The sequence below is a fragment of the Polaribacter butkevichii genome (assembly GCF_038024105.1).
In the GTDB taxonomy this organism is placed as follows: domain Bacteria; phylum Bacteroidota; class Bacteroidia; order Flavobacteriales; family Flavobacteriaceae; genus Polaribacter; species Polaribacter butkevichii.
In genome coordinates this window covers 927,741-948,465 of the sequence record NZ_CP150661.1, presented here as the reverse complement: position 1 = coordinate 948,465, position 20,725 = coordinate 927,741, and the positions used below count along the sequence as shown (strand labels likewise).

The 20,725-nt window shown below is 30.4% G+C and carries 22 protein-coding genes; 14 read left to right on the top strand and 8 right to left on the bottom strand.

Going from position 1 to position 20,725, the window contains the following annotated elements:
• The first annotated feature begins 111 nt into the window (after positions 1-111).
• Both WG951_RS03760 and WG951_RS03755 read left to right on the top strand, forming a co-directional pair.
• A complete protein-coding gene (locus WG951_RS03760; RefSeq protein WP_170062892.1) occupies positions 112-1,437 on the top strand; it encodes an AAA family ATPase in 1,326 nt (441 codons plus the stop codon).
• Positions 1,421-2,080, top strand: a complete 660-nt coding sequence (locus WG951_RS03755; protein WP_105048866.1) for an RloB family protein — start codon at positions 1,421-1,423, stop codon at positions 2,078-2,080. The genes WG951_RS03760 and WG951_RS03755 overlap by 17 nt, the downstream gene beginning before the upstream one ends.
• Before the next feature lie 289 nt (positions 2,081-2,369).
• On the opposite strand, the gene WG951_RS03750 is transcribed toward WG951_RS03755, so the two are convergent.
• Complete coding sequence (locus WG951_RS03750; protein ID WP_105048865.1) at positions 2,370-3,161, bottom strand: sugar phosphate nucleotidyltransferase; 792 nt, start codon at positions 3,159-3,161, stop codon at positions 2,370-2,372.
• A gap of 300 nt (positions 3,162-3,461) precedes the next feature.
• On the bottom strand, positions 3,462-5,915 hold the full coding sequence (gene lon, locus WG951_RS03745; protein WP_105048864.1) for an endopeptidase La: 2,454 nt from the start codon (positions 5,913-5,915) through the stop codon (positions 3,462-3,464).
• A 237-nt stretch (positions 5,916-6,152) separates the two neighbouring features.
• Between lon and WG951_RS03740 the strand changes: the two genes are divergently transcribed.
• Together WG951_RS03740 and WG951_RS03735 are read left to right on the top strand one after the other, a co-directional pair.
• A complete protein-coding gene (locus WG951_RS03740) occupies positions 6,153-6,446 on the top strand; it encodes a type II toxin-antitoxin system HigB family toxin (RefSeq protein WP_105048863.1) in 294 nt (97 codons plus the stop codon).
• Position 6,447: 1 nt separating this feature from the next.
• Complete coding sequence (locus tag WG951_RS03735; protein ID WP_105048862.1) at positions 6,448-6,804, top strand: helix-turn-helix domain-containing protein; 357 nt, start codon at positions 6,448-6,450, stop codon at positions 6,802-6,804.
• A 1-nt stretch (position 6,805) separates the two neighbouring features.
• Here the strand turns inward: WG951_RS03735 and WG951_RS03730 are convergent, their stop codons facing one another.
• Positions 6,806-7,465: a class I SAM-dependent methyltransferase gene (locus WG951_RS03730; protein WP_105048861.1), complete on the bottom strand. Its 660-nt coding sequence runs from the start codon at positions 7,463-7,465 to the stop codon at positions 6,806-6,808.
• Between the two features lie 125 nt (positions 7,466-7,590).
• Between WG951_RS03730 and WG951_RS03725 the strand changes: the two genes are divergently transcribed.
• The 5 genes from WG951_RS03725 (at position 7,591) to WG951_RS03705 (ending at position 11,532) form a co-directional block, all read left to right on the top strand.
• A complete protein-coding gene (locus WG951_RS03725) occupies positions 7,591-8,538 on the top strand; it encodes a hypothetical protein (RefSeq protein WP_105048860.1) in 948 nt (315 codons plus the stop codon).
• An 88-nt stretch (positions 8,539-8,626) separates the two neighbouring features.
• Positions 8,627-9,193 carry an RNA polymerase sigma factor gene (locus WG951_RS03720; protein WP_105048859.1) on the top strand — a complete coding sequence of 189 codons (567 nt, stop codon included), beginning with the start codon at positions 8,627-8,629 and terminating at the stop codon, positions 9,191-9,193.
• A complete protein-coding gene (locus WG951_RS03715; RefSeq protein ID WP_105048858.1) occupies positions 9,183-9,707 on the top strand; it encodes a hypothetical protein in 525 nt (174 codons plus the stop codon). Before WG951_RS03720 ends, WG951_RS03715 begins: the two co-directional genes overlap by 11 nt.
• Positions 9,688-10,764: a DUF4097 domain-containing protein gene (locus tag WG951_RS03710; RefSeq protein ID WP_146105263.1), complete on the top strand. Its 1,077-nt coding sequence runs from the start codon at positions 9,688-9,690 to the stop codon at positions 10,762-10,764. Before WG951_RS03715 ends, WG951_RS03710 begins: the two co-directional genes overlap by 20 nt.
• Positions 10,765-10,797: 33 nt before the next feature.
• On the top strand, positions 10,798-11,532 hold the full coding sequence (locus WG951_RS03705) for a head GIN domain-containing protein (protein WP_105048856.1): 735 nt from the start codon (positions 10,798-10,800) through the stop codon (positions 11,530-11,532).
• A 16-nt stretch (positions 11,533-11,548) separates the two neighbouring features.
• Here WG951_RS03705 and WG951_RS03700 read toward each other — a convergent pair whose 3' ends face one another.
• Positions 11,549-12,364: a DUF1853 family protein gene (locus WG951_RS03700; RefSeq protein WP_105048855.1), complete on the bottom strand. Its 816-nt coding sequence runs from the start codon at positions 12,362-12,364 to the stop codon at positions 11,549-11,551.
• An 82-nt stretch (positions 12,365-12,446) separates the two neighbouring features.
• Here WG951_RS03700 and WG951_RS03695 point away from each other — a divergent pair, with 82 nt between their 5' ends.
• On the top strand, positions 12,447-13,118 hold the full coding sequence (locus tag WG951_RS03695; protein ID WP_105048854.1) for a DUF2461 domain-containing protein: 672 nt from the start codon (positions 12,447-12,449) through the stop codon (positions 13,116-13,118).
• Between the two features lie 111 nt (positions 13,119-13,229).
• Here the strand turns inward: WG951_RS03695 and WG951_RS03690 are convergent, their stop codons facing one another.
• Positions 13,230-14,567 (bottom strand): MATE family efflux transporter, encoded by a 1,338-nt coding sequence (locus WG951_RS03690; protein WP_105048853.1) that lies wholly within the window; start codon positions 14,565-14,567, stop codon positions 13,230-13,232.
• 105 nt (positions 14,568-14,672) lie between these two features.
• Here WG951_RS03690 and WG951_RS03685 point away from each other — a divergent pair, with 105 nt between their 5' ends.
• The 4 genes from WG951_RS03685 (at position 14,673) to WG951_RS03670 (ending at position 17,388) form a co-directional block, all read left to right on the top strand.
• Positions 14,673-15,068: an acyl-CoA thioesterase gene (locus WG951_RS03685; RefSeq protein WP_105048852.1), complete on the top strand. Its 396-nt coding sequence runs from the start codon at positions 14,673-14,675 to the stop codon at positions 15,066-15,068.
• 30 nt (positions 15,069-15,098) lie between these two features.
• Positions 15,099-16,220 carry a DEAD/DEAH box helicase gene (locus WG951_RS03680; protein WP_105048851.1) on the top strand — a complete coding sequence of 374 codons (1,122 nt, stop codon included), beginning with the start codon at positions 15,099-15,101 and terminating at the stop codon, positions 16,218-16,220.
• A gap of 76 nt (positions 16,221-16,296) precedes the next feature.
• The gene (locus WG951_RS03675) at positions 16,297-16,920 is read left to right on the top strand and encodes a trimeric intracellular cation channel family protein (RefSeq protein WP_105048850.1); all 624 of its coding nucleotides are present in this window, start codon (positions 16,297-16,299) and stop codon (positions 16,918-16,920) included.
• Between the two features lie 3 nt (positions 16,921-16,923).
• Positions 16,924-17,388 carry a MaoC family dehydratase gene (locus tag WG951_RS03670; RefSeq protein ID WP_105048849.1) on the top strand — a complete coding sequence of 155 codons (465 nt, stop codon included), beginning with the start codon at positions 16,924-16,926 and terminating at the stop codon, positions 17,386-17,388.
• A 46-nt stretch (positions 17,389-17,434) separates the two neighbouring features.
• Here WG951_RS03670 and WG951_RS03665 read toward each other — a convergent pair whose 3' ends face one another.
• The 3 genes from WG951_RS03665 to WG951_RS03655 form a co-directional block, all read right to left on the bottom strand.
• A complete protein-coding gene (locus WG951_RS03665; RefSeq protein WP_105048848.1) occupies positions 17,435-17,869 on the bottom strand; it encodes a hypothetical protein in 435 nt (144 codons plus the stop codon).
• A 69-nt stretch (positions 17,870-17,938) separates the two neighbouring features.
• Entirely contained in the window at positions 17,939-19,339 is a 1,401-nt protein-coding gene (locus WG951_RS03660; RefSeq protein WP_105048847.1) for a TolC family protein, read from the bottom strand.
• Positions 19,340-19,366: 27 nt separating this feature from the next.
• On the bottom strand, positions 19,367-20,719 hold the full coding sequence (locus WG951_RS03655) for an HlyD family secretion protein (RefSeq protein ID WP_105048846.1): 1,353 nt from the start codon (positions 20,717-20,719) through the stop codon (positions 19,367-19,369).
• Positions 20,720-20,725 lie beyond the last annotated feature (6 nt).

The following is a 20,725-nucleotide window of genomic DNA, read 5'->3' as shown; positions in this document are numbered from 1 at the left end:
CACCTAAATTAAATTAATTAACATTTTAGTGTTGCTTATTTAAAAACAAATCAATAACTTTACGTGAAATAATCACGTGAAGTTATGTTGATAAGGTTAGTAATAGAAAATATGTTCTCTTTTGGTGAAAGGAAAGAGTTTACAACAATACCGAACAAGAGATTAAAAACTCTTCAAGACCACAAGTATAATTTAGATGGATTTGAAATACTTAAACTTTCATCTATTTATGGAGCCAATGGTGCAGGAAAATCAAATTTGATTAAGTCTTTATTTCAATTTCAGAAATTGATTACAAGAGAGGTGATTCCATTTAGATTAAAGGATACACAATATAAATTCGGAAATAAAAAAGAACAAATTCTAGCGGTTGAATTTATTCAAGAAAACACAGCTCTATATTATGGAATTGTTCTTTCTGAGGACAAAATATCAACCGAAGAATTGTATATTTCTGGGTTGGGCAAAAAAGAAGACAAACTAATTTATGAAAGAAAAACAGTAGGAGATAAGACTACAATTAAATTTTTAGATGACTTTGAAAATGATGAAAAAAGTCAAGTTCTTAAAGATGTTCTTTTAGAAGAGTTTGTAAAACCAAATGAACCAGTATTAAAATTATTGTCAAACAGGGATAACAAATTTTTAAAAGATGTAAAAAAAGCTTTTGAATGGTTTTCTGAAACTCTTGAAATAATAACACCTGATTCAAAACCAAGAGCACTAGCTCATAAAATTGATACTGATATTGAATTTAAAAATTATGCAGAAGATTTAATGCGCTCATTTAACATTGGAATTAAATCTTTGGGAACAGAAAAAAAGAATATTCGAGAGTTTTTCGGAGAGGATAATGAGAATGAACTGGATAAACTGATTAAAGAGGTTGAAGATTCACCTAAAAAAATGTTAGGATTAAGGAGTAGACGTGGTGATGAATTGATTTTAGTAAAAGAAAATGACACAATTTGGGTTAAAACTTTAAAAGTTGAGCATACTTCAAATAAAAGTTCTGTTTTTTTTGATTTAGACGAAGAGTCAGATGGAACAGTAAGGTTATTAGATTTTGTACCTGCTTTTAAGAATGTAATTTCATCTGAAAAAGTATACATAGTAGATGAAATCGAAAGAAGCATTCATCCTCTTTTGATAAAAGAACTCGTTAAAAAATTCTCTTTAGATAATAAAACAAAAGGACAACTGATATTCACAACACACGAATCAAACTTGTTAGATCAAGAAATATTTAGACAAGATGAAATTTGGTTTGCTGAAAAAGATTTAAATGGCTCTACTGATTTATATTCATTGAGTGACTTCAAAGAGCATAAAACTATTGATATTAGAAAAGGTTATCTTAACGGTAGATATGGCTCAATTCCTTTTTTAGGAAATTTAGAAGATTTAAAATGGCACGAATATGATTTTAACAAATAGGCTTTTTGAAAGACAAGCACCAAGTAGAGAAGCTAAAAGTTTATACATTTTCTGTGAAGGAGCTAAGAGAGAATATCAATATTTTGAGTATTTCAGAGAAATTGATTCCCGTATTAAAGTTGAGGTTAATAAATTAAAACAAGATGACAACAATTCTCCTAAAGGTCTTTATGATTTAGCTATAAACTCATTTAGTGGTGATAAAGCAAAGTTTACAATACAAGAAAATGATGAGGTATGGATTGTATTGGATACTGACCCAGATAAATCTGATAGTCGAGAAGAACAAATAAGTAAAATTAAAGCAGAATGTAAGATTAAAGATAATTGGTTTTTTGTAGAAAGTAACCCTTGCTTTGAAGTTTGGTTATTTTTCCATCAAAATAAAAAAGTTGAAGAGTTTGAATCTGACGATATTTGTAAAAGTTGGAAGCAGAAAGTAAATGAAAACTATAGGGGAGGATTTGACTCAAGAAGACATCCAATTTTTATCGAAGAAGCCATTAATAATGCTGAAAGGAATTACAAAGCAGATGAGAACGAAAGACCATTGAAAGGTTCTTCTGAAGTTTATTTATTAGCAAAAAGTATGTTTTCTGTAATAAAGAATAAGATAAGAATTGTGAAAAATCAATTAAAATAAAGTATAATCGTACAACACCATATAAACGTTATTGTTAATTTTATCGTACTTGGTAAATACCAAAGGAATTTCGTTGTTCGTGTTTTGTTTGTTTATTGTTTAAATAAACAAACAAATCATCTGTAACTCCATTCGCAAGAAATAAAAAAAAACGTTACTAACTCATCAACCTCAACAAGCAAGTGTAGCCCTGATTGAAACGGCATCCTTTTTTCTTTCATTTTTTGCATTCGCAAGAAATGAAAGAAAAAAGATACAGTGAAAAGCAGGAAATAGCTTCTAAAAAAAATTAATAAAGAGCGTAGGTAACTTCTTCTTCAGCAGCTACTGGAAATAATTTTTCCGCTTCGGCTAAATCTAAAAGAGTATCTACTTCGTACCAAGGTTTTTCATCAAAAGAAACAGCTTCGAATGCTAGTTTTCTTTCGGCTACTAAGGTTGTAAAAACGGTTTCGTAATAGGCGTTTACGTTTCCGGCTTCAATATATTGATTCAGTTTTTTGGTAACTTCTTGCCAAGATTCTAAAGAGAAACTATAAATATTGACGGTTTTATAACGCGTTTCTGTATACGGCTCTGTGGTGCCTGGTTGAAACTGCATTACCTTGTTTTGGTCATTTAAAGTTACGGTAGTTCCGTTTAACCAAGGTTGCATTTTTGCTACGGCAATTCTATTGGGATACCTCATGTGGGTTAATAGAGCGGTGTCTAAAACCAAGTCGCTCTCTAGTAGTACAAAAGGTTCTTTGATGCTGTTACGGGCCATCCAAAGTGAGTAAATATTGTTGGTGGTTTTGTATAGCGGACTGTGTATGTACTCGATACTTAAACCCTCTGTTTGGTTGCCTAAAAAGTCTACAATACATTCTTGTTTATAACCGGTTACAATAACAAGACGCGTAAAACCTTGGTCTTTTAAATTGGTTACAAGGCGTGCCAACATTGGTTTTTCGCTGACTAAGGTTAAGCATTTTGGAGCGTCTTTTGTGATTGGAAAAAGACGACTTCCGGTGCCGGCAGCTAATAATAATGCTGTTGTAATGCGTGGGGTATTTGTATTGTTTTTAGAGGTAAGAGTCATGTACTATTTAGTATCAAAAAAAAACATAAAAGCACTTTGTAGCGCTTTTATGTGAGTTATGTTTAGTGTTTTGTGTTTTTACTTGTGTATAATGTAGTAAATAGGTGTAAATTTTACGAATGTAATTTTTTAGAGGCCTAAATAATCATTAAAATTGTTTTTTTGCAAATTTACTATGCTAAAACGGAACTAGCTATTTATATGTAATGTTTTACTACAGAAAGTAAAAACGTTGGTAAAAGGGCATAAAAAGGCCTCTAATTACCAATTAAAAATCAGCATATTAGAGGCTTTTTAAGTTTAGTTTAATTTTTTAGCATTCTTTACTTTTTGCTTTGTAAGTGCTATTTCTATAACTTCTTTCATTTCTGTAACATAATGGAACGTCATGCCTTTTAAGTAGCTTTCTTTGATTTCTAAAATGTCTTTTTCGTTTTCTTTACACAGAATAATTTCTTTAATATTTGCTCTTTTAGCCGCTAATATTTTTTCTTTAATTCCGCCAACAGGTAACACTTTTCCACGTAAAGTAATTTCGCCAGTCATGGCTAATTTGTTTTTAATTTTACGTTGCGTAAAAGAAGAAACTAAAGAAGTTAACATGGTAATACCTGCACTTGGTCCGTCTTTTGGCGTTGCGCCTTCTGGTACGTGAATGTGTACATTGTATTTTTCTAAAACCTCTTGTTTAATTCCAAATTCTTCTGCGTTTGATTTGATGTATTGTAGGGCAATGGTTGCAGATTCTTTCATTACCGTACCTAAATTACCTGTAATAGAAAGCGTTCCTTTTCCTTTAGATAAAATAGATTCTATAAATAAAATGTCTCCACCAACGCTGGTCCAAGCTAAACCGGTAACAACACCAGCAACATCATTGTTTTCGAATTTATCTCTAAATCTTGGTGTTCCTAAAATATCTTCTATTTTTTCTGATGAAAGAGCTACGTCATATTCTTCTTCTAAAGCAATAGATTTAGCTGCAAAACGTACCACTTTGGCAATTTTCTTTTCTAAACCACGTACACCAGATTCTCTTGTATAACCTTCTACAATTTGCTCTAATTGTTTTTTACCTAACTTTAAATCTTTGGTGGTTAAACCGTGTTCTTTTAATTGTTTTGGTAATAAATGTCTTTTGGCAATTTCTATTTTTTCTTCTATCGTATAACCGGTAACATTTATAATTTCCATTCTATCGCGCAATGCCCAAGGAATTTGACCTAAGTTATTGGCGGTTGCAATAAAAAGTACTTTAGATAAATCGTACCCAACTTCTAAGTAGTTGTCGTAAAAAGCTTCGTTTTGCTCCGGATCTAAAACTTCTAACATGGCAGAAGAAGGATCTCCTTGATGGCTATTACTTAGCTTGTCTATTTCATCTAAAACAAAAACCGGGTTAGAGGTTCCTGCCTTTTTTAAATTCTGAATTAAACGCCCTGGCATGGCACCAATATAAGTTTTTCTATGTCCTCTAATTTCTGCTTCATCACGCAAACCACCTAAAGACATACGTACGTATTTACGTCCTAATGCTTCTGCAACAGATTTCCCTAAAGAAGTTTTACCAACTCCTGGAGGTCCGTATAAACAGATAATTGGCGATTTCATATCTCCTCTTAACTTTAAAACCGCTAAGTGTTCTATAATTCTTTCTTTTACTTTTTCTAAACCAAAGTGATCTCTATCTAAAACCTTTGTAGCTAGTTTTAAATCGAATTTATCTTCAGAGTAAATTCCCCAAGGTAACTCTAGCAACAATTCTAAGTAACTTCTCTGAACACCATATTCAGCCGCTTGCGGATTCATTCTTTTTAATCGATTGATCTCTTTCTCGAAAGTAGCAGCAACTTCTTTATTCCATTTCTTAGTTTTTGCTTGCTTGCGCATTTCTTCTAACTCCTCGTCATTAGAAACGCCACCAAGTTCATCTTGTATGGTTTTTAATTGCTGATGTAAATAATATTCACGTTGTTGTTGGTCTAAATCTTCGCGAGTTTTAGACTGAATATCGTTACGTAATTTTAATTTCTGAAGCTCTTTGTTTAAGTTTTTTAAGGCTAACAAAGCACGTTCTTTTAGATTGTCTTTTTCTAAAATTATTTGTTTTTGCGCTACAGATAAATCCATGTTCGATGAAATAAAATTCACCAAAAACGAATCTGATTTTATGTTTTTAATCGCAAAAGAAGCTTCGCTAGGTAACATTGGGTTTTCCTTTATTACTTCTAAAGCTTGTTCTTTAATAGATTCTATAATGGCTTCAAATTCTTTTTCATCATCTACACTTCTGTCTTCAATAGCTTCTTTTACAGTAGCTTTTAAATACGGTTTGTCCTGAACGATGGTATCAATTTCGAAACGTTTTTTACCTTGTATAATAACGGTTGTGTTGCCATCAGGCATTTTTAAAACACGTAAAATTTGGGCAACAACACCTGTTGTATGAATGTCTGCTAAACCAGGTTCTTCTACTTCTTCATTTTTTTGAGCAACAACTCCAATTACTTTATCGCCTTTGTTGGCATCTTTTATCAACTGTATAGAAGCGTCTCTACCTGCAGTAATAGGTATTACAACTCCTGGAAACAATACGGTGTTTCTTAAAGGTAAAATAGCTAAAACTTCCGGAACGCTTTCTTTGTTAATAATCTCCTCATCTTCTGGAGTCATTAACGGAATTAATTCTGAATCTTCATTTAACATGCTATGTAGCGACAAATTGTCTAAATGCATTATTTTTGGTTTGCTCATCTGTTATATCTCTGTCATACTGACATTGATTTTTAAAAACTGTAAAATCAATGTCAATTCGTTATTTTTAGTTTGTTGATAATCAGTAAATTAATTATCTATTTTCTGAATCTCTAATATATAAAAACAATTGTTGTGCCAAGGTTTAAATTTAGTTTGATTCAGTTTTATTCATTGTATATATTTAAATATTCCCGTTTCGGGAACTTTTTGTATATTTGCTTAAAGAAAAAACATGTGAGAGTTATTGCAAAACGAACTTTAAGGGATTTTTGGTTAAAACATTCCGATTCGGAACAGCAACTAACAGCTTGGTACCGAGAAATGGAAAGAGCTAACTGGGAATCTTTCAATGAATTAAAAAAGGAATATCCAAGTGCTAGTATTTTAACGGATAACCGAGTAGTGTTTAATATAAAAGGAAATAATTATAGGTTAATTGTGAAGTTTAATTTAGAATACCAAATATGTTGGATTCGATTTCTAGGTACACACGCAGCATATGATAAAGTTAACGCAAACGAAATTTAAGATGAATATTAAACCAATAAAAAATGAAGTAGATTATCAAAAATCTTTAGATAGGTTAGAGGTAATTTTTGATGCTAAAAAAGACACAAAAACTGGTGATGAATTAGAGATTCTATCAATTTTAATTGATAAATATGAAAATGAGGTGTTCCCTATTGGCTTTCCAGATCCTATTGAGGCTATTAAATTTAGAATGGAGCAAATGGGGTTAAAGCAAAAAGATTTGGCTGAAGTTATTGGGTTTAAAAGTCGTGTAAGTGAAATTTTAAACAAAAAAAGAAAACTGACTTTAGAAATGATTAGAAACTTAAATTTAAAATTACATATTCCTACAGAGGTTTTGGTGCAAGATTATTAATTTAAAGCAAACTGTAGAGCGTAGTTATAATAATCCCTTTATTATCCTTTAAAACATAAGATAATAATTGTTTCTCATCTTTCACTTTTAAATTAAAAGGTGCTGCTAATAAGTCTATTCCGCTTTGTTTTTTAATTCGAATTCCTTGTCCGGATATTATATCTTTATTGGGTGTAAAGTTTCCTGAAGGCAAATGCTCTGTGAGGATAATGTATTTATAATTGTCTAATTTATTTACAATACTTTGTACTTCTTTATTAGATAAATGTTGCAATACTTGTCTTAAGATAACACAATCTGCAGCGGGTAAATTATCTACAGCAATATCTAAACAACGGAATTCTAAATTTGCTGCTTTAAAGGTTTTTGTATTGTGATCTATTAAATTTGAAACAATATCTACAGCAATATAATTCTTGGTAAAAGGAACCAATTGCTTGCCAATGTTAAAATCTCCACAACCTAAATCGCAAACCGTAATTGGTGTTTTAAATGTTTTTAAAAAGGCACGAACAACATCAATATAAGGTGTTATTATTTCTAGTTGATGAGAGCCAGAACCAGAATAAAATTCAGTGTTATTGCTTCCCCAAAGATTTAGTTCATATACCTGTTCCATGGCTTTTTTTGTAGGCCAAGGCTTCTTTATTTTTTTATCCATAGAAATTAAAAAGCAGATTTGTTCAGATTCAAAAGTACTATTAAAACAAATAATTATCTATTGTTAGTATCAATATAAGTACTTCCCTTTTTTTTTCATCATTTTTGCAATAGAAAATAACACAGATGTCTGCCATACAAATTAAAAATATCCTTTATAAAGGATGGAAAGAAACAATAGTCATTTCAAATGCTGAAATTAAAGTTTTAGTGGTACCAGAAACTGGACGCATTATGCATTATGGTTTTATTGATGGAGAAAATGTTCTGTATGAGAATAAAGCGCTAGAAGGTGTTGCATTTACTAAAGATGCATATTTTAAAAATGGAGCTAACATTGAGGCGCCAAATGTTGGTGGAAATAGAGTTTTACCATGTTCTGAAGATTATCTTCATTTAATAACAGGTTCTAGGCATGTGCCAGATCCTTATATAAATGCAAGTGCTTATTCAGTTACTTTTTTAGCGAATGGTATTGTTTTAGAAAGTCCGATTAGTACCTTATTAGGCATTCAGATAAAAAGAACCATCACAATTTCTAAACAAGGAACACGAGTTAACATTCAACAAGAATTGATTAAAAAAGTAGCTGCAAAGAATCAAGAATTAGAAAACATTCCGTTGACTATTTGGAGTTTATCAAAAATAAAAACACCCAATGTTAGTTTTGCAGGCATTAATAAAAATAGTGTTTTTAAAGATGGTTTTACAATTTCTAAATGGCCAGATGCAAAAAATTACGCAGAAGAAAATGTAGTACTAAATAATGATATTATCACCTTAAAATCGTCTGAAGAATTTCCACAAAAGATAGGTTTAGATGCTAAAAAATGGGTTGCAGGGTATTTAGAAAACACTTTATTTGTAGAGCAATTTAATTTTGAAGAAAAAGCTACGTATCCAGATAACGGAACATCTGTTACTATTTTTGGCAATCATTTGTTTACAGAGCTAGAATGTTTAAGTCCGGAAAAGAAATTGGTTCTTGGAGAAAGTATCCAATACGATTTACATTGGAGTTTGTGTAAAGTAGCAACTAAAAATGAAGCACGTACGGTATTGCAAAGTATGTAAAGTTGTTCTTTTCAAAAAAAGAGTAATTTTATTTATAGAAACTGTCACAAATTAAAAACATATTTGTCTATAGAATACAAACGTTTTATTGGAAACTAATCAACCACATATAACCAACCTTTTAAAACGCTGCAAAAAGTCGGATAAAAACGCTCAGTTAGATTTGTACAAAGCCTATTACCAAGCAATGTACAATACTGCATATCGTATTTTAAAAGATAATTTTGAAGCGGAAGATATTATGCAAGAAGCGTTTTTAACGGTTTTTACAAAGATGGATAGTTATAAAGGTGAAGTAACTTTTGGAGCTTGGTTAAAAAGAATTGTGATCAATAAAAGTTTAACGCAATTAAAAAAGAATAACCGATATCAAGAAGTAAAAATGGAAGTGATTCCTGATGATGATGTAGAAGAAGAAACTATTGATTATACAGGGTTACAAGCAAAAAATGTATTGCGTTGTTTGCAAAGTTTAAAAGAAAATTACAGATTGGTGTTAACCTTACATTTAATAGAAGGATATGATTATGAAGAAATTGCTCAGATTTTAAACTATACCAATGAAAATGTGAGAACCACTGTTTCTAGAGCAAAAAAGAAATTAAAGCAAGTATTACTTGCAGAAAATAGTAAAGCACAAGCGTATGGAAGATAAATTAAATCAATTTTTTTCTGAAAATGAATTCGACTTTCAAGAGCCGCATACAGGGCATTTAGAACGCTTTGAACGCAAATTAAATCAACAAAAGAAAACTGTTAAAACTTCTTGGAAATGGTTGTCGGTTGCAGCTTCAGTAGTTTTAATATTTGGCTTTTGGTTGGGAAGCAATCATCAAAAAAGACAAATGGACTTGGCAGATGTTTCACCTAAAATGGAAGAAGTACAAAGTTATTTTGTTTCTACCATAAGACAAGAATTAAAAACAGTAGAAAAAAATAGGAACTTAGATACAGAACGTATTATAGAAAGTGCTCTAGAGAAATTAGAAGAATTAGAAGAAGAATATACTTTTTTTATTATAGAATTAAATAAAAACGGGCAACAAAGAAAAATTATAAATGCCATGATTAGAAATTATCAACAGCGTTTAGATGTTTTAGAAAATACTTTAAAACAAATAGAACATATTAAAAACCCTAATCTTTTAAATGATGAAATTTATATATAAAATTACTTTATTATTTCTTTTTATCCCTTTGTTAGTGCAAGCTAATGAAGATACAAAGAGACATGAAAAAAATAAGGTTATTAAAAAGGTTTTTACCGTAAATGCAGATGCTAAAGTATCTTTAAACAATAAATATGGTAATGTAAATATTACTACTTGGAATAAAAGCACGGTAGAAATCGAAGTAGAAATTACAGTACAAGGAGATGATTTAGAGTATGTTGAAGAAAAATTTTCTACCATTGATATAGCGTTTAATGCAAATGCCTCTTTGGTAGATGTAAAAACAATTATCAGTAATAAAAAAAGTAGTTGGTCTTGGTTTGGTAAGAGTAAAAGTATCAACTATAAAATTAATTACGTAGTAAAAATGCCTAGATCTAATTCTGTAGCTTTAAACAATGATTATGGTAATATTTACTTAGATAATTTAGAGGGTAGGGCAGTTATTAATTGCGATTATGGTAAAGTTTCTATAGGTAATTTGTTTGCCAAAGATAATGATATTAACTTAGATTATTCTCCGAGTTCTACAATTCATTACATGAAAAGTGGTAATGTAAATATTGATTATTCTAAATTAACTATAGAAGCTTCTGAACAAATAAAAATCAATTCAGATTATTCAAACACAAAATTAGAAAAGGCAGGAAGTGTTAATTTTAATTGTGATTATGGTTCTATTTCTATTGATGAGGCGGATAATATTCATGGAAATTCTGACTATGTTAGTATGCGTTTTGGAGCAGTAAAGAAAAACCTTACAATTGATACAGATTATGGTTCTTTAACAGTAAAAAACTTAGTAAAGGGTTTCGAAAACGTTGATATCAACGGAGAATATGCTGGTATCAGAATTAATGTAGATCCAGATGCCGTTTTCGATTTTACAATCGATTTAGAGTATGCTAATTTTAGTAGAGATGATGATAAGATAGAACTTTTTAAAAGTATTTCTAAGTCGACAAAAAAATATTACGAAGGTAAATTCGGAAAAGGAAATACCAACTCTAAATTGAAGATTACTTCTCAGTATGGAGGCGTAAGTATTAAATAAGATTAAAAACAATCAACCTAAACAATAACAATCATGAATAAAAAAACGATTCTAACCAGTTTAATTTTAACCATCTCTTTTGCTGTAAATGCACAAAATTGGTTTGGAAATAGTACAAAAATAAAAGGAAACGGAAATGTAGTTACAGAAACAAGAACAACTGCAGATTATGAAGGCGTTTCTGTAGGTGGTTCTTTTGATGTAATTCTAGTAAAAGGAAAAGAAGGTAAAATTACCATTAAAGGAGAAGAAAACATTATTCCTTATTTAGAAACAGAAATTTCTAAGGGTGTTTTAAAAATTCAGTATAAGAAAAATACCAATATAAATTCAACAAAAAAAGTAACTATAACGGTGCCTTATCAGCATATAGAAAGTGTTGCTTTAGGTGGTTCTGGAAATGTTTCTGCAACATCGTTAATTAAAGCAGACAATTTTAAAGTGAATTTAGGAGGTTCTGGAAACATTGATTTAAAAGTAACTGCAGACGCTATTAAAGCTTCTATTGGTGGTTCTGGAAATATTAATTTAGAAGGAAATGCGAATGATTTAACTTGTTCTATTGCGGGTTCGGGTAGCGTTAGTGCTTATGGTTTAGAAACTGAAGAGGTGTATGCAAATGTTGCTGGTTCTGGAAGTATTAAAGTAACTGTAAAATCTAAAATTAGAGCAAAATTAGTAGGCTCTGGTAATGTGTATTACAAAGGAAATCCTAAACATGTAGATGCCAAAACGGTAGGTTCTGGAGATATTGTAGATAAAAATTAAACGGAAAGTTAGAGCATTACCACCAAACTAAAAATATTTTTACAAGTTCGCCATTTTGCTTTTTCATCCAGCAAAGTGGCGAACTTTTTCTTTGAAAATAGACCTCGGAAGCTTGGTTAAAATTGTCTAAAGTTAACCAGTTTACGTTTTTATGCGGAATTACAATCCAATCTTTTTTATTGGGAATAAAAAACTTACAACCTTTAAATTGTGCTAATTGGTTTTTGTTGATGTAAAACCCAACAATGCAATCTTTATTTAATACGGATAATTGAATGTTTTTATCTAAATAAGGAACAAATAACTGTCCTTTAAAATAAACTTGTTGTTCAATATTTGTAGTGTTTAAGTTGATGGTTTTTAAATAAGAAACACATTCGTTAGAGTAGAGCAGAGGTAATTGTTTGTCCTTTAATTTATTCAGTTTTTCTACTAAAGAGTCTTTTCTATTCGGACCAATAAAATGCTCTATTTCAGAAGTTCCAACAGAAATATCATACAAATAAAACTTGTAAATTACTTCTAAGTGAATTGGTTTGTCTTCTTTTAATAAGATGCAATCTAGCTCGCCTAAAGTAATTTTTTCTCTTTGAATTTGAATATTTTCACAAACAATAGAAATCTCTTTTTCTTGTGCTAGTTGATAAGAAACAAAACGTTCTATATATTTACCCAAACGGATTTTTTCATCGATTTTAATATCAATCTTTGTTGAATTTGATTCGATTTTAAGTTGATTTAAGCCATACACAGAATTACCGTTCCACAAGCAAGGTGTTTGCAGAAAACCGTCGTATCTTTTCTGAATATCTTTTGTTTTTTGATGTGTCATTATTTCTTCAAATTTACAATTTTATAATTTTCATTTATAGAATAATTTGTACATTGAAAATCTAAAAATAAACAGTAGCAAAATGCAGTTTCAAAAAGACAGTTTAGAGTTTTTAAAAGATTTACAAAAAAATAACAATAGAGATTGGTTTACAGAACACAAACCAACCTTTGTTGCTATGCAGAAACAGGTAAAAGAAATCTTTTTAGAAATGCAAACAGATTTAGAAAAGCATGATGAAATTGATAAAATGAAAATCTATAGAATTTATAGAGATGTTCGTTTTTCTAAAGATAAAACGCCTTACAACCCAAGATTTGCAGTTTCTTTTTCTAGATTAGGAAAACAATTACGTGGTGGCTATTTTTTGCAAATTAAACCCGGAGAATCTATGTTGGGAGGTGGGTTTTGGCAACCAGAAAAAGAGGATTTATATAGGTTAAGAAAAGAGATTGAACAAGATGCAGTAGAATTTAGAGAGATTTTAGAAGACAAAGATTTTAAAAAATATTTTGGAGGTAAATTCGAAGGAGACGAATTAAAATCGGCTCCAAGAGGGTTTGATAAAGAACATAAAGACATCGATTTATTGCGTAAAAAAGGATTTATAGCTATCAGAAATTTTACAGATGCTGAAGTTTTATCGCCTAATTTTTTAGAAGAATTAGATGAAAGTTTTAAAGCTTTACGTCCGTTTTTTAATCTGTTTAGTGATGTTTTAACCACTAATTTAAATGGGGAGAGTATTGTTTAGAGTTGGGGTGTTTCGTTGAGATTCATGGAGAAAGCACAGAGGTTCGCGGAGTTTTTAATTTGTTTCAAGTTTCAGGTTTAAAGTGCAATTGTTATTTCGAAATTCTTTTTGCTATTTCAAATTTCTATCCACTTCACATTTTAAAACCAATACGGTAATAATTGTAGATAAAACATCAGCAATAGGAAAAGACCACCAAATACCATTAATACCATAATATTTAGGTAAAAAATAAGCTAACGGAATTAAGAAGAACCCTTGTTTTAAAAGCGTTAAAAATAAAGCAGGTAAAGCTTTACCGGCAGCCTGAAAATAAGCAGAACCAATTAATTGCATGGTAATAACAGGTGTTGCTAAAAAGACAATGAGCATGGCGTTGGGTGTTTTATCTAACAAGGTGGCATCATTGGTAAAAATCCAAATAACTTCTTCTTTAAAAAATAAGATCGTTATAAAGATAATGGTACCTAAAACAGAACCATATAAAATAGATTTTTTAATGGTTTCTTTAACTCTATCATTTTCATTAGCGCCAATATTATATCCCGCAACAGGTAAAAAACCTTGAGAAACTCCCATAACAGGAGAAAGAGCAAACATCATTACACGATTAATGATTCCGAATACGGCAATCGATATTTCTCCTCCATATTTAAACAATGAATAGTTTAAAACAATCATTAATACGCTTATTGTACCTTGTCTAGCCACAGAAACACCACCTAACTCTACAATTTCACGAACAATTTTAAAATCTAATTTAAAGTTTTTAGGAATAATTTTTAATTCACTTTTAGAAGATAAAAAGAAGTACAAAATATACGATCCGGAGCTTAAAAAAGAAATAGTAGTTGCTAAACCAGCACCCCACATTCCCCAATTAAAATATTTGATAAAAATAATATCTAAAACCACATTTAAAACCGCAGGTACCATCATTGCATACATGGCAAATTTTGGTTTTCCTTCTGCTCTAATTGTTGGGTTTCCCATCATTGCAAAAGCCAAAAAAGGAACTCCGTATATAATAACACTAAAATATTCTGATGCAATTGGTAAAATATCTCCTTTTGCGCCAAATAAATTTAGAATAGGTACACTAAAAAAGTTACCAATAGTTACAAAAAGAATTGCTAAAATTACGGTTAAAGAAACCTGATTACCAAATGTTAAAAATGCTTTTTCAGAATTACCTGCACCTAAAGCTCGCGATATAATAGAACTACCTCCAATACCAATGCCCATTCCTATAGAAGAAATTAAAAAAGCAATTGGTAAAACTACGGTAATGGCAGCAATTGCTAAAACCCCAATCCATTGTCCCACAAAAATAGTGTCGACAATCATATTTAAAGACATTACAAGAATTCCTATAGTAGCAGGAAGTGCTTGTTTTACTATTAATTTACTTATTTTTTTGGTGCCTAGGTCGTTTGCTAATTCTGTCATAATATTTTACAAATATCGCCATAAACGGCAAGTTATTTGTAAATCTATCATCAATAATTGTTATAGATATCTTAAAATTTTTATGTTTGCTAAAATTGATAAAGTTTGAAAAACGTTTTTACACTTACCATTACCGTTTCATCAAAAGATATAGACAATTTACAACACGTAAATAACTTGGTCTATGTAACATGGATGGATAAAATAGCAACTACACATTGGGCTCATTTAACAAAAGATAATCCCTTACCGCAATATGTTTGGGTGGTAATGAGGCATGAAATAGATTATTTAAAACAAGCTAATTTAGGAGACGAAATCACTGTAAAAACGTGGGTAGGTGAGACCAAAGGGATTACTTCTATTCGTTTTATGGAGTTTTATAAGGAAGATCTTTTGTTGGTAAAAGCCAAAACAGTTTGGGCAATGTTAGACTCTAAAACATTTAAGCCAGCAAGAATTAGAGAAAATGTTTTAAAAGTATTACAACCTCCTAAATAAAAGTATCTTTGCATAAAATTTAAATACAAAATGTCAACTTTTTCTTCCTTAGGAATTACCAAAGAATATATTCAAGCAATTAAAGAATTAGGAATCTCTGAACCTTCAGAAATTCAAGAGAAAGCAATACCAATTTTATTGAATTCGCCAACAGATTTTATTGGTTTAGCACAAACGGGTACGGGTAAAACTGCCGCTTTTGGGTTGCCTATTTTACATCATGTAGATGCAAGTTCAGATCATATACAAGCGTTAATTTTATCGCCAACAAGAGAGTTGGTACAGCAAATAAAAAAACAATTATTTAAATTTACTAAGTTTAGTGAAAAACAAATTTTTGTAGAAGCTGTTTTTGGTGGAGAAAAGATTGACAGACAAATGAACAATCTTAAAAGAACTACGCATATTGTAGTAGCAACTCCTGGTAGATTAATAGATTTAATTGAAAGAGGAAGCATTGATATTAGCCATGTAAAAACAGTAATTTTAGATGAAGCTGATGAAATGTTAAGTATGGGGTTTAAACAAGATTTAAATAGAATCTTAAAGTTTACTACAGAAGGAGACAGAAAAACTTGGTTATTTTCTGCAACTATGCCAGAAGAGATTAAAAGAATTGTTAAAACGTATATGGATGCCAATGCTCCTAGAATAGAAATTAATAGAAGCGCTTTGGTAAACGCTAATATTCGTCATCATTACGCAAAAACTACTTTAAAAGAAAAAACGGCTGATATTGTTTCTTTTCTAGAAAAAAGACAAGATCAAAGAGGAATTATTTTTTGTAGAACAAAAGCCGGTGCACAAAACTTAGCAGCTCAGTTAATTGAAGAAGGTTTTTCTGCTGGGGCTTTAGAAGGAGACATGCAACAAAAAGAACGCGATAAAGTAATGCGTGCTTTTAAGAAAGAAAATTTACAATACTTAGTGTCTACAGATGTTTCTGCACGTGGAATAGACGTTAGTGGTTTAGAATTTGTAATTCACCATCAATTACCAGAACAATTAGAATACTACACACACAGAAGTGGTAGAACTGCAAGAGCAGGAAAAACAGGGGTTTCAATTGCTTTTATTTTACCATCAGAAGTGGTTAAAATTCATGAACTTCAGAAAGAATTAAACATAAAATTTTCTGAAGTAACGGTATAACAAAATTCTTAATCCGAAGTTTTTTTAAGAAAGACTTCGGGTTTTATTTTTACATTTTATAATTAAATTGATATAGATGGAGCTTATTTATGTTTTAGATATATTAGGTACTTTTGCTTTTGCTATTAGTGGAGCTTTAGTGGCTTTTGATAAAAAGTTCGATTTATTTGGAGTGTTAATTATTGCCTTTGTAACAGCAGTAGGTGGTGGTATGTTGCGAGATGTATTGATAGATGCACACCCTATAAACTGGATTGGAGATTTAAATTACCTATACACAATTTTTGCTGCCGTTATTTTTACCATTCTCTTTAAAAGTAAAATTTTTTATTTAAGCAAAACCATGTTTTTGTTTGATACCATTGGTATTAGTGTTTTTACTTTATTAGGTTTAGAAAAAGGTTTGTCTTTTAATTTACATCCTATTATTGCCTTAATAATGGGCATGGTTTCTGCCGTTTTTGGAGGGGTTTTACGAGATGTGTTAACTAATAAAATTCCATTGATTTTCGAAAAAGAAATTTATGCCTCTGCTTGTTTAGCGGGTGGAATTGTATATTTAATTTTAAACGAATGTAACGTTGCAGATAATATCATATTTGTAATTTCTGCGGTTGTTGTAATTGCTATTCGTGTTATTGCTGTAAAATTTCATTTGCAATTGCCTAAAATTAAAGACGATTTATTTACTAAAAACTAAGAGATGAAACCATTAGAGTTTGCAAATTTCGAAGATTTTATAAAGATAAAAGGGCAACAGTTACCTGTTGGAAATTGGTATACAATTACGCAGCAAATGATTAACGATTTTGCCAATGCTACATTAGACAAGCAATGGATTCATGTAGATGAAAAACGAGCAGCCAAAGAGAGTCCTTTTAAAACGACCATTGCACATGGTTTTATGTCTGTAGCCATGATATCTAAATTATTAGAAGGTTGTTTTTCTATTAAAAGTTTAAAAATGGGCTTAAATTACGGATTGAATAAAGTCCGTTTTCCAAATCCTGTTTTAGTAAATAGCCAATTAAGAATGATTGCTGTTGTAAAAGAAATTGAAGAGATGACAAACAACGGAATTAAAGTAACCTTTTCTTGTACTATAGAAATTAAAGGAGAAGAAAAACCTGCTTGCGCTGCAGAATTTATTGCTGTTTTTTATGAATAGAAGAATGCTCTCTAGGGTTTTTTAGGTGTATAAATTACCTTATCAACTAGGTTAAAATTCCATCATCTGCACATTTTTTAGAAAACCAAAATAAGAAGAGAGAAAATAACGGAATTAAAATTAGCATTGTATATTCTAAATATCCATAATATGCTTTACCCGGATTTATAAATACATTGTAAGTAGTCTGAATTACAACTGCTATGAGTCCGATTAAAAATAAGTATTTGGCTAATTTTTTCTTGAAAAACAATAAAATACAAGCTAAAACAGATGAAAAAACAGCAATAGCAAAAGCAGCCATTACCCAAGAAGGTGTATTAAAAATAAGATCTAATTGCGCTTCTGTATACATTAATTTAAAACGCTCTGTTTGATATGCTTGGTTTAAATAACCATCTACTCCCATAGCGTTCCAGATAAATCCAACAACAGCTATGATCCAAAAAGTTTTACTCGGTTTGTTTGGGTTATTAGACATATAGTTGTTTTTATAGTGATTCAATTGATTAAAAGTACAAAAAAACTTGTAAAGTGTTTCTATAAAGTTTTATTCATTAATAGAAATAACAATTGCTTTAAATAAACTAGCTTTGGTTTTAAAGAAAGCATTTTCTAAATCTATAGCCTTTAGTTTGGCTTCTATTAATTTAACTTCTCTGTAGTTTACCAAGAATAAAGAGCTTTCTCCTAAAAAAAACTTTCTATCTTCTGCTTTTAATAAGGTACCGTAATCTTTAACAATATCGGTTGTTAAACTATTTTGTAAAACATAAGAAGCTAATTCTTGTTCAATGGCTGTTACTTTATTTTTAATGGCAACTTTGGCAATTTCATTCTCTAGTTTTTTGTCTTGTAACTTTATTTTAGAGAGTTTCAAATCTCCTCTTTCTTTTCTTAAAAACAAAGGAACTTTAAAATTAATACCTGCTTTATAGTTTTGAGTATTTAAAGAATTTATTTGATGACCATTTTCTGTAAGAAAGTTGTACTGAACATCTAATTTAGGTAGTAAATTGTTCAATTTTAAATTTTTATCAATGGTTAAACTCTTTATTTTATATGCTAAAGATTTTATTTTAGGGTGGTTATTGATGTCAAAATTAGCATTATTAAATAAGGCAATATTAAAAGTAGTATCTACATTATCTATGGTATTTGTATCAGGAATAATATGATCTTGTAGCTCTACTGGCGTATTATCACTCAGCCATAAAAAGTTAGACAATTCTAAAGAAGATTTTATCAATTTAATTCTAGATTTCTCTAGATTTAGTTTTCTTGTTTTTAAAGTAATTGCTGCTTCTGTAGTATCTATAGCAGGTTTTTCTCCCTCTAAAAAAGCTCTTTTAGTGGCTTTAAAACGAGTTTTGGCATTGGTTAAAAACTCTTTATAAACACTATTTTGATGATATGTTTTTAGCCAATTAAAATAAGACAAGGCAGCGTTGTATAATATCTCATTCACTAAAATCTGTTGCTCTTCCTTAGCCTGATTTAAAAAGAATTTAGCTTGTTTTAAAGAAGCCATTCTTTTGTTAATGAGCAATCCGTTTAATAAAGAAACAGAAACCCCTGCACTATACAAACCATCTTCCGGAACCGTGTTTTCTGGGTTTAAGTAATAGCCATCATTATTTTCGAAATTTGCTTTAAATTCAATTCCGTAATAAGTGGGAATTTTAAAAGCTGCATTTAGTTTGTTATAATATTCTTTTTCTTTAAACTGTTTTTTATTAAAATCTACTTCAATTTTAGGATCAAAAGCACCTCTCGCTTTTAGTAATTTAGCTTCACTTTCATTAATTATCAGGTTTGCTTGTTTAACAATAGGATGGTAATTTTTAACATAGCTTAAGTACTCAGATAATGTCATTACAGAGGCTACCTTTTCTTGAGCAAAATATCCTGATGTAAAAGTTAGAAGGAATATTAAAAGATATTTTTTCATATTTCTGTTTCAATAATAAAATTGATATTATTTTTTCTTTGTATCACTTTTTGTTCCTTCTGGCTGATAGTAGTTAGGAGGGAAGCTGTTAAGTTGTCTCCACATTTCAAAATAAATAGGTACATCTTCTAAAAGTGCAATAGTTTTTGCGCCAGAACCAACTCTAATCCCTTCGGGCCAATTATAATCTGTAGTATCTGGAGCAATTAAAACTCTGTATTTACCATTGGGACTTATAAAGTTTTCGATAGCAATTACTTTTGCGCCATACGTACCGTAAGAAGCATTAGGCCAACCACTAAAAACAATTGCAGGCCAACCATCAAACTGAACACGCATTTTATCGCCAATATGTAATAAAGGTAAATCTATAGGTCGTACAAAAGTTTCTACTGCTAAATCATATTTTTCTGGCATAATACCAACCAAATCATCTCCAGCTTTAAAAGTGCCTCCAATTCCGCCTTTAATAGCTTTGTTTATAAAACCATTTTGTGGAGCTGTAATGTATAATAGGCTATTTCTAACACTATAATTGCTTCTGCTATTTTCTAATTTAGACACTTGTGCTTCTGCATCAAAACCACTAGATTGTGCTGTGTACATATCACTTTGTGATTTAGAAATTTTATCGGTGTACGTGGCGTTTATTCGAGATAGTTCTAATTGTGCATTTAAAATATTATTTCTACTTGCTAAAAGTTTATTTTCTTGAGAAATTAGTTTTGCTTGTGTAGCTTGTAATTTTAATCTTTTATCTTCTACATCTTTTACCGCTTTTAAGCCTTCGCTTTGTAAGGTTTGCGTACGATTGTACTGTTTTTCGGCAATTAAAGTATTTGTTTTAGCAGCTTCAAAATCAATGCTATCACTTTTTACTTTTAATTTAGATTGTAGTAATTTATTTTTTGTTTGTTCTATTTTTAAGCGTTGTTCTTGTTTTAAGGCATTTACTTGTCTTTTTAAAGCAGCTACTTTTCCTTGATACGCGTTTACAGAAGACGATTTTGCATTAATTTGATCGCTTGTTCTTTCAATTAAACGTTGGTCAAAATAATCGCTTTTTACTTCAGAAATTCTTAAAATAGTATCTCCTTTTTTTACAAAATCACCTTCGGTTACAAACCATTCTTCAATTCTTCCAGGAATTTGAGATTGTATGGTTTGTGGTCTTTGGTTAGGTGTTAGGGTAGTTACCAATCCCTTACCAGATATATTTTGTGTCCAAGGTAAAAAGAGGGCAATAAGGCCGATACAAGCAAAAACCAAAAGAAATTTGTTAAAAGCTTTGTAGTACTCTTTTGTAAAAATAATTTTGCCCGATTTAAAATCTTTTAAATCAACAGTTTTGTGTAATTGGTTGTTAGATATGTTTAACATTGCTCC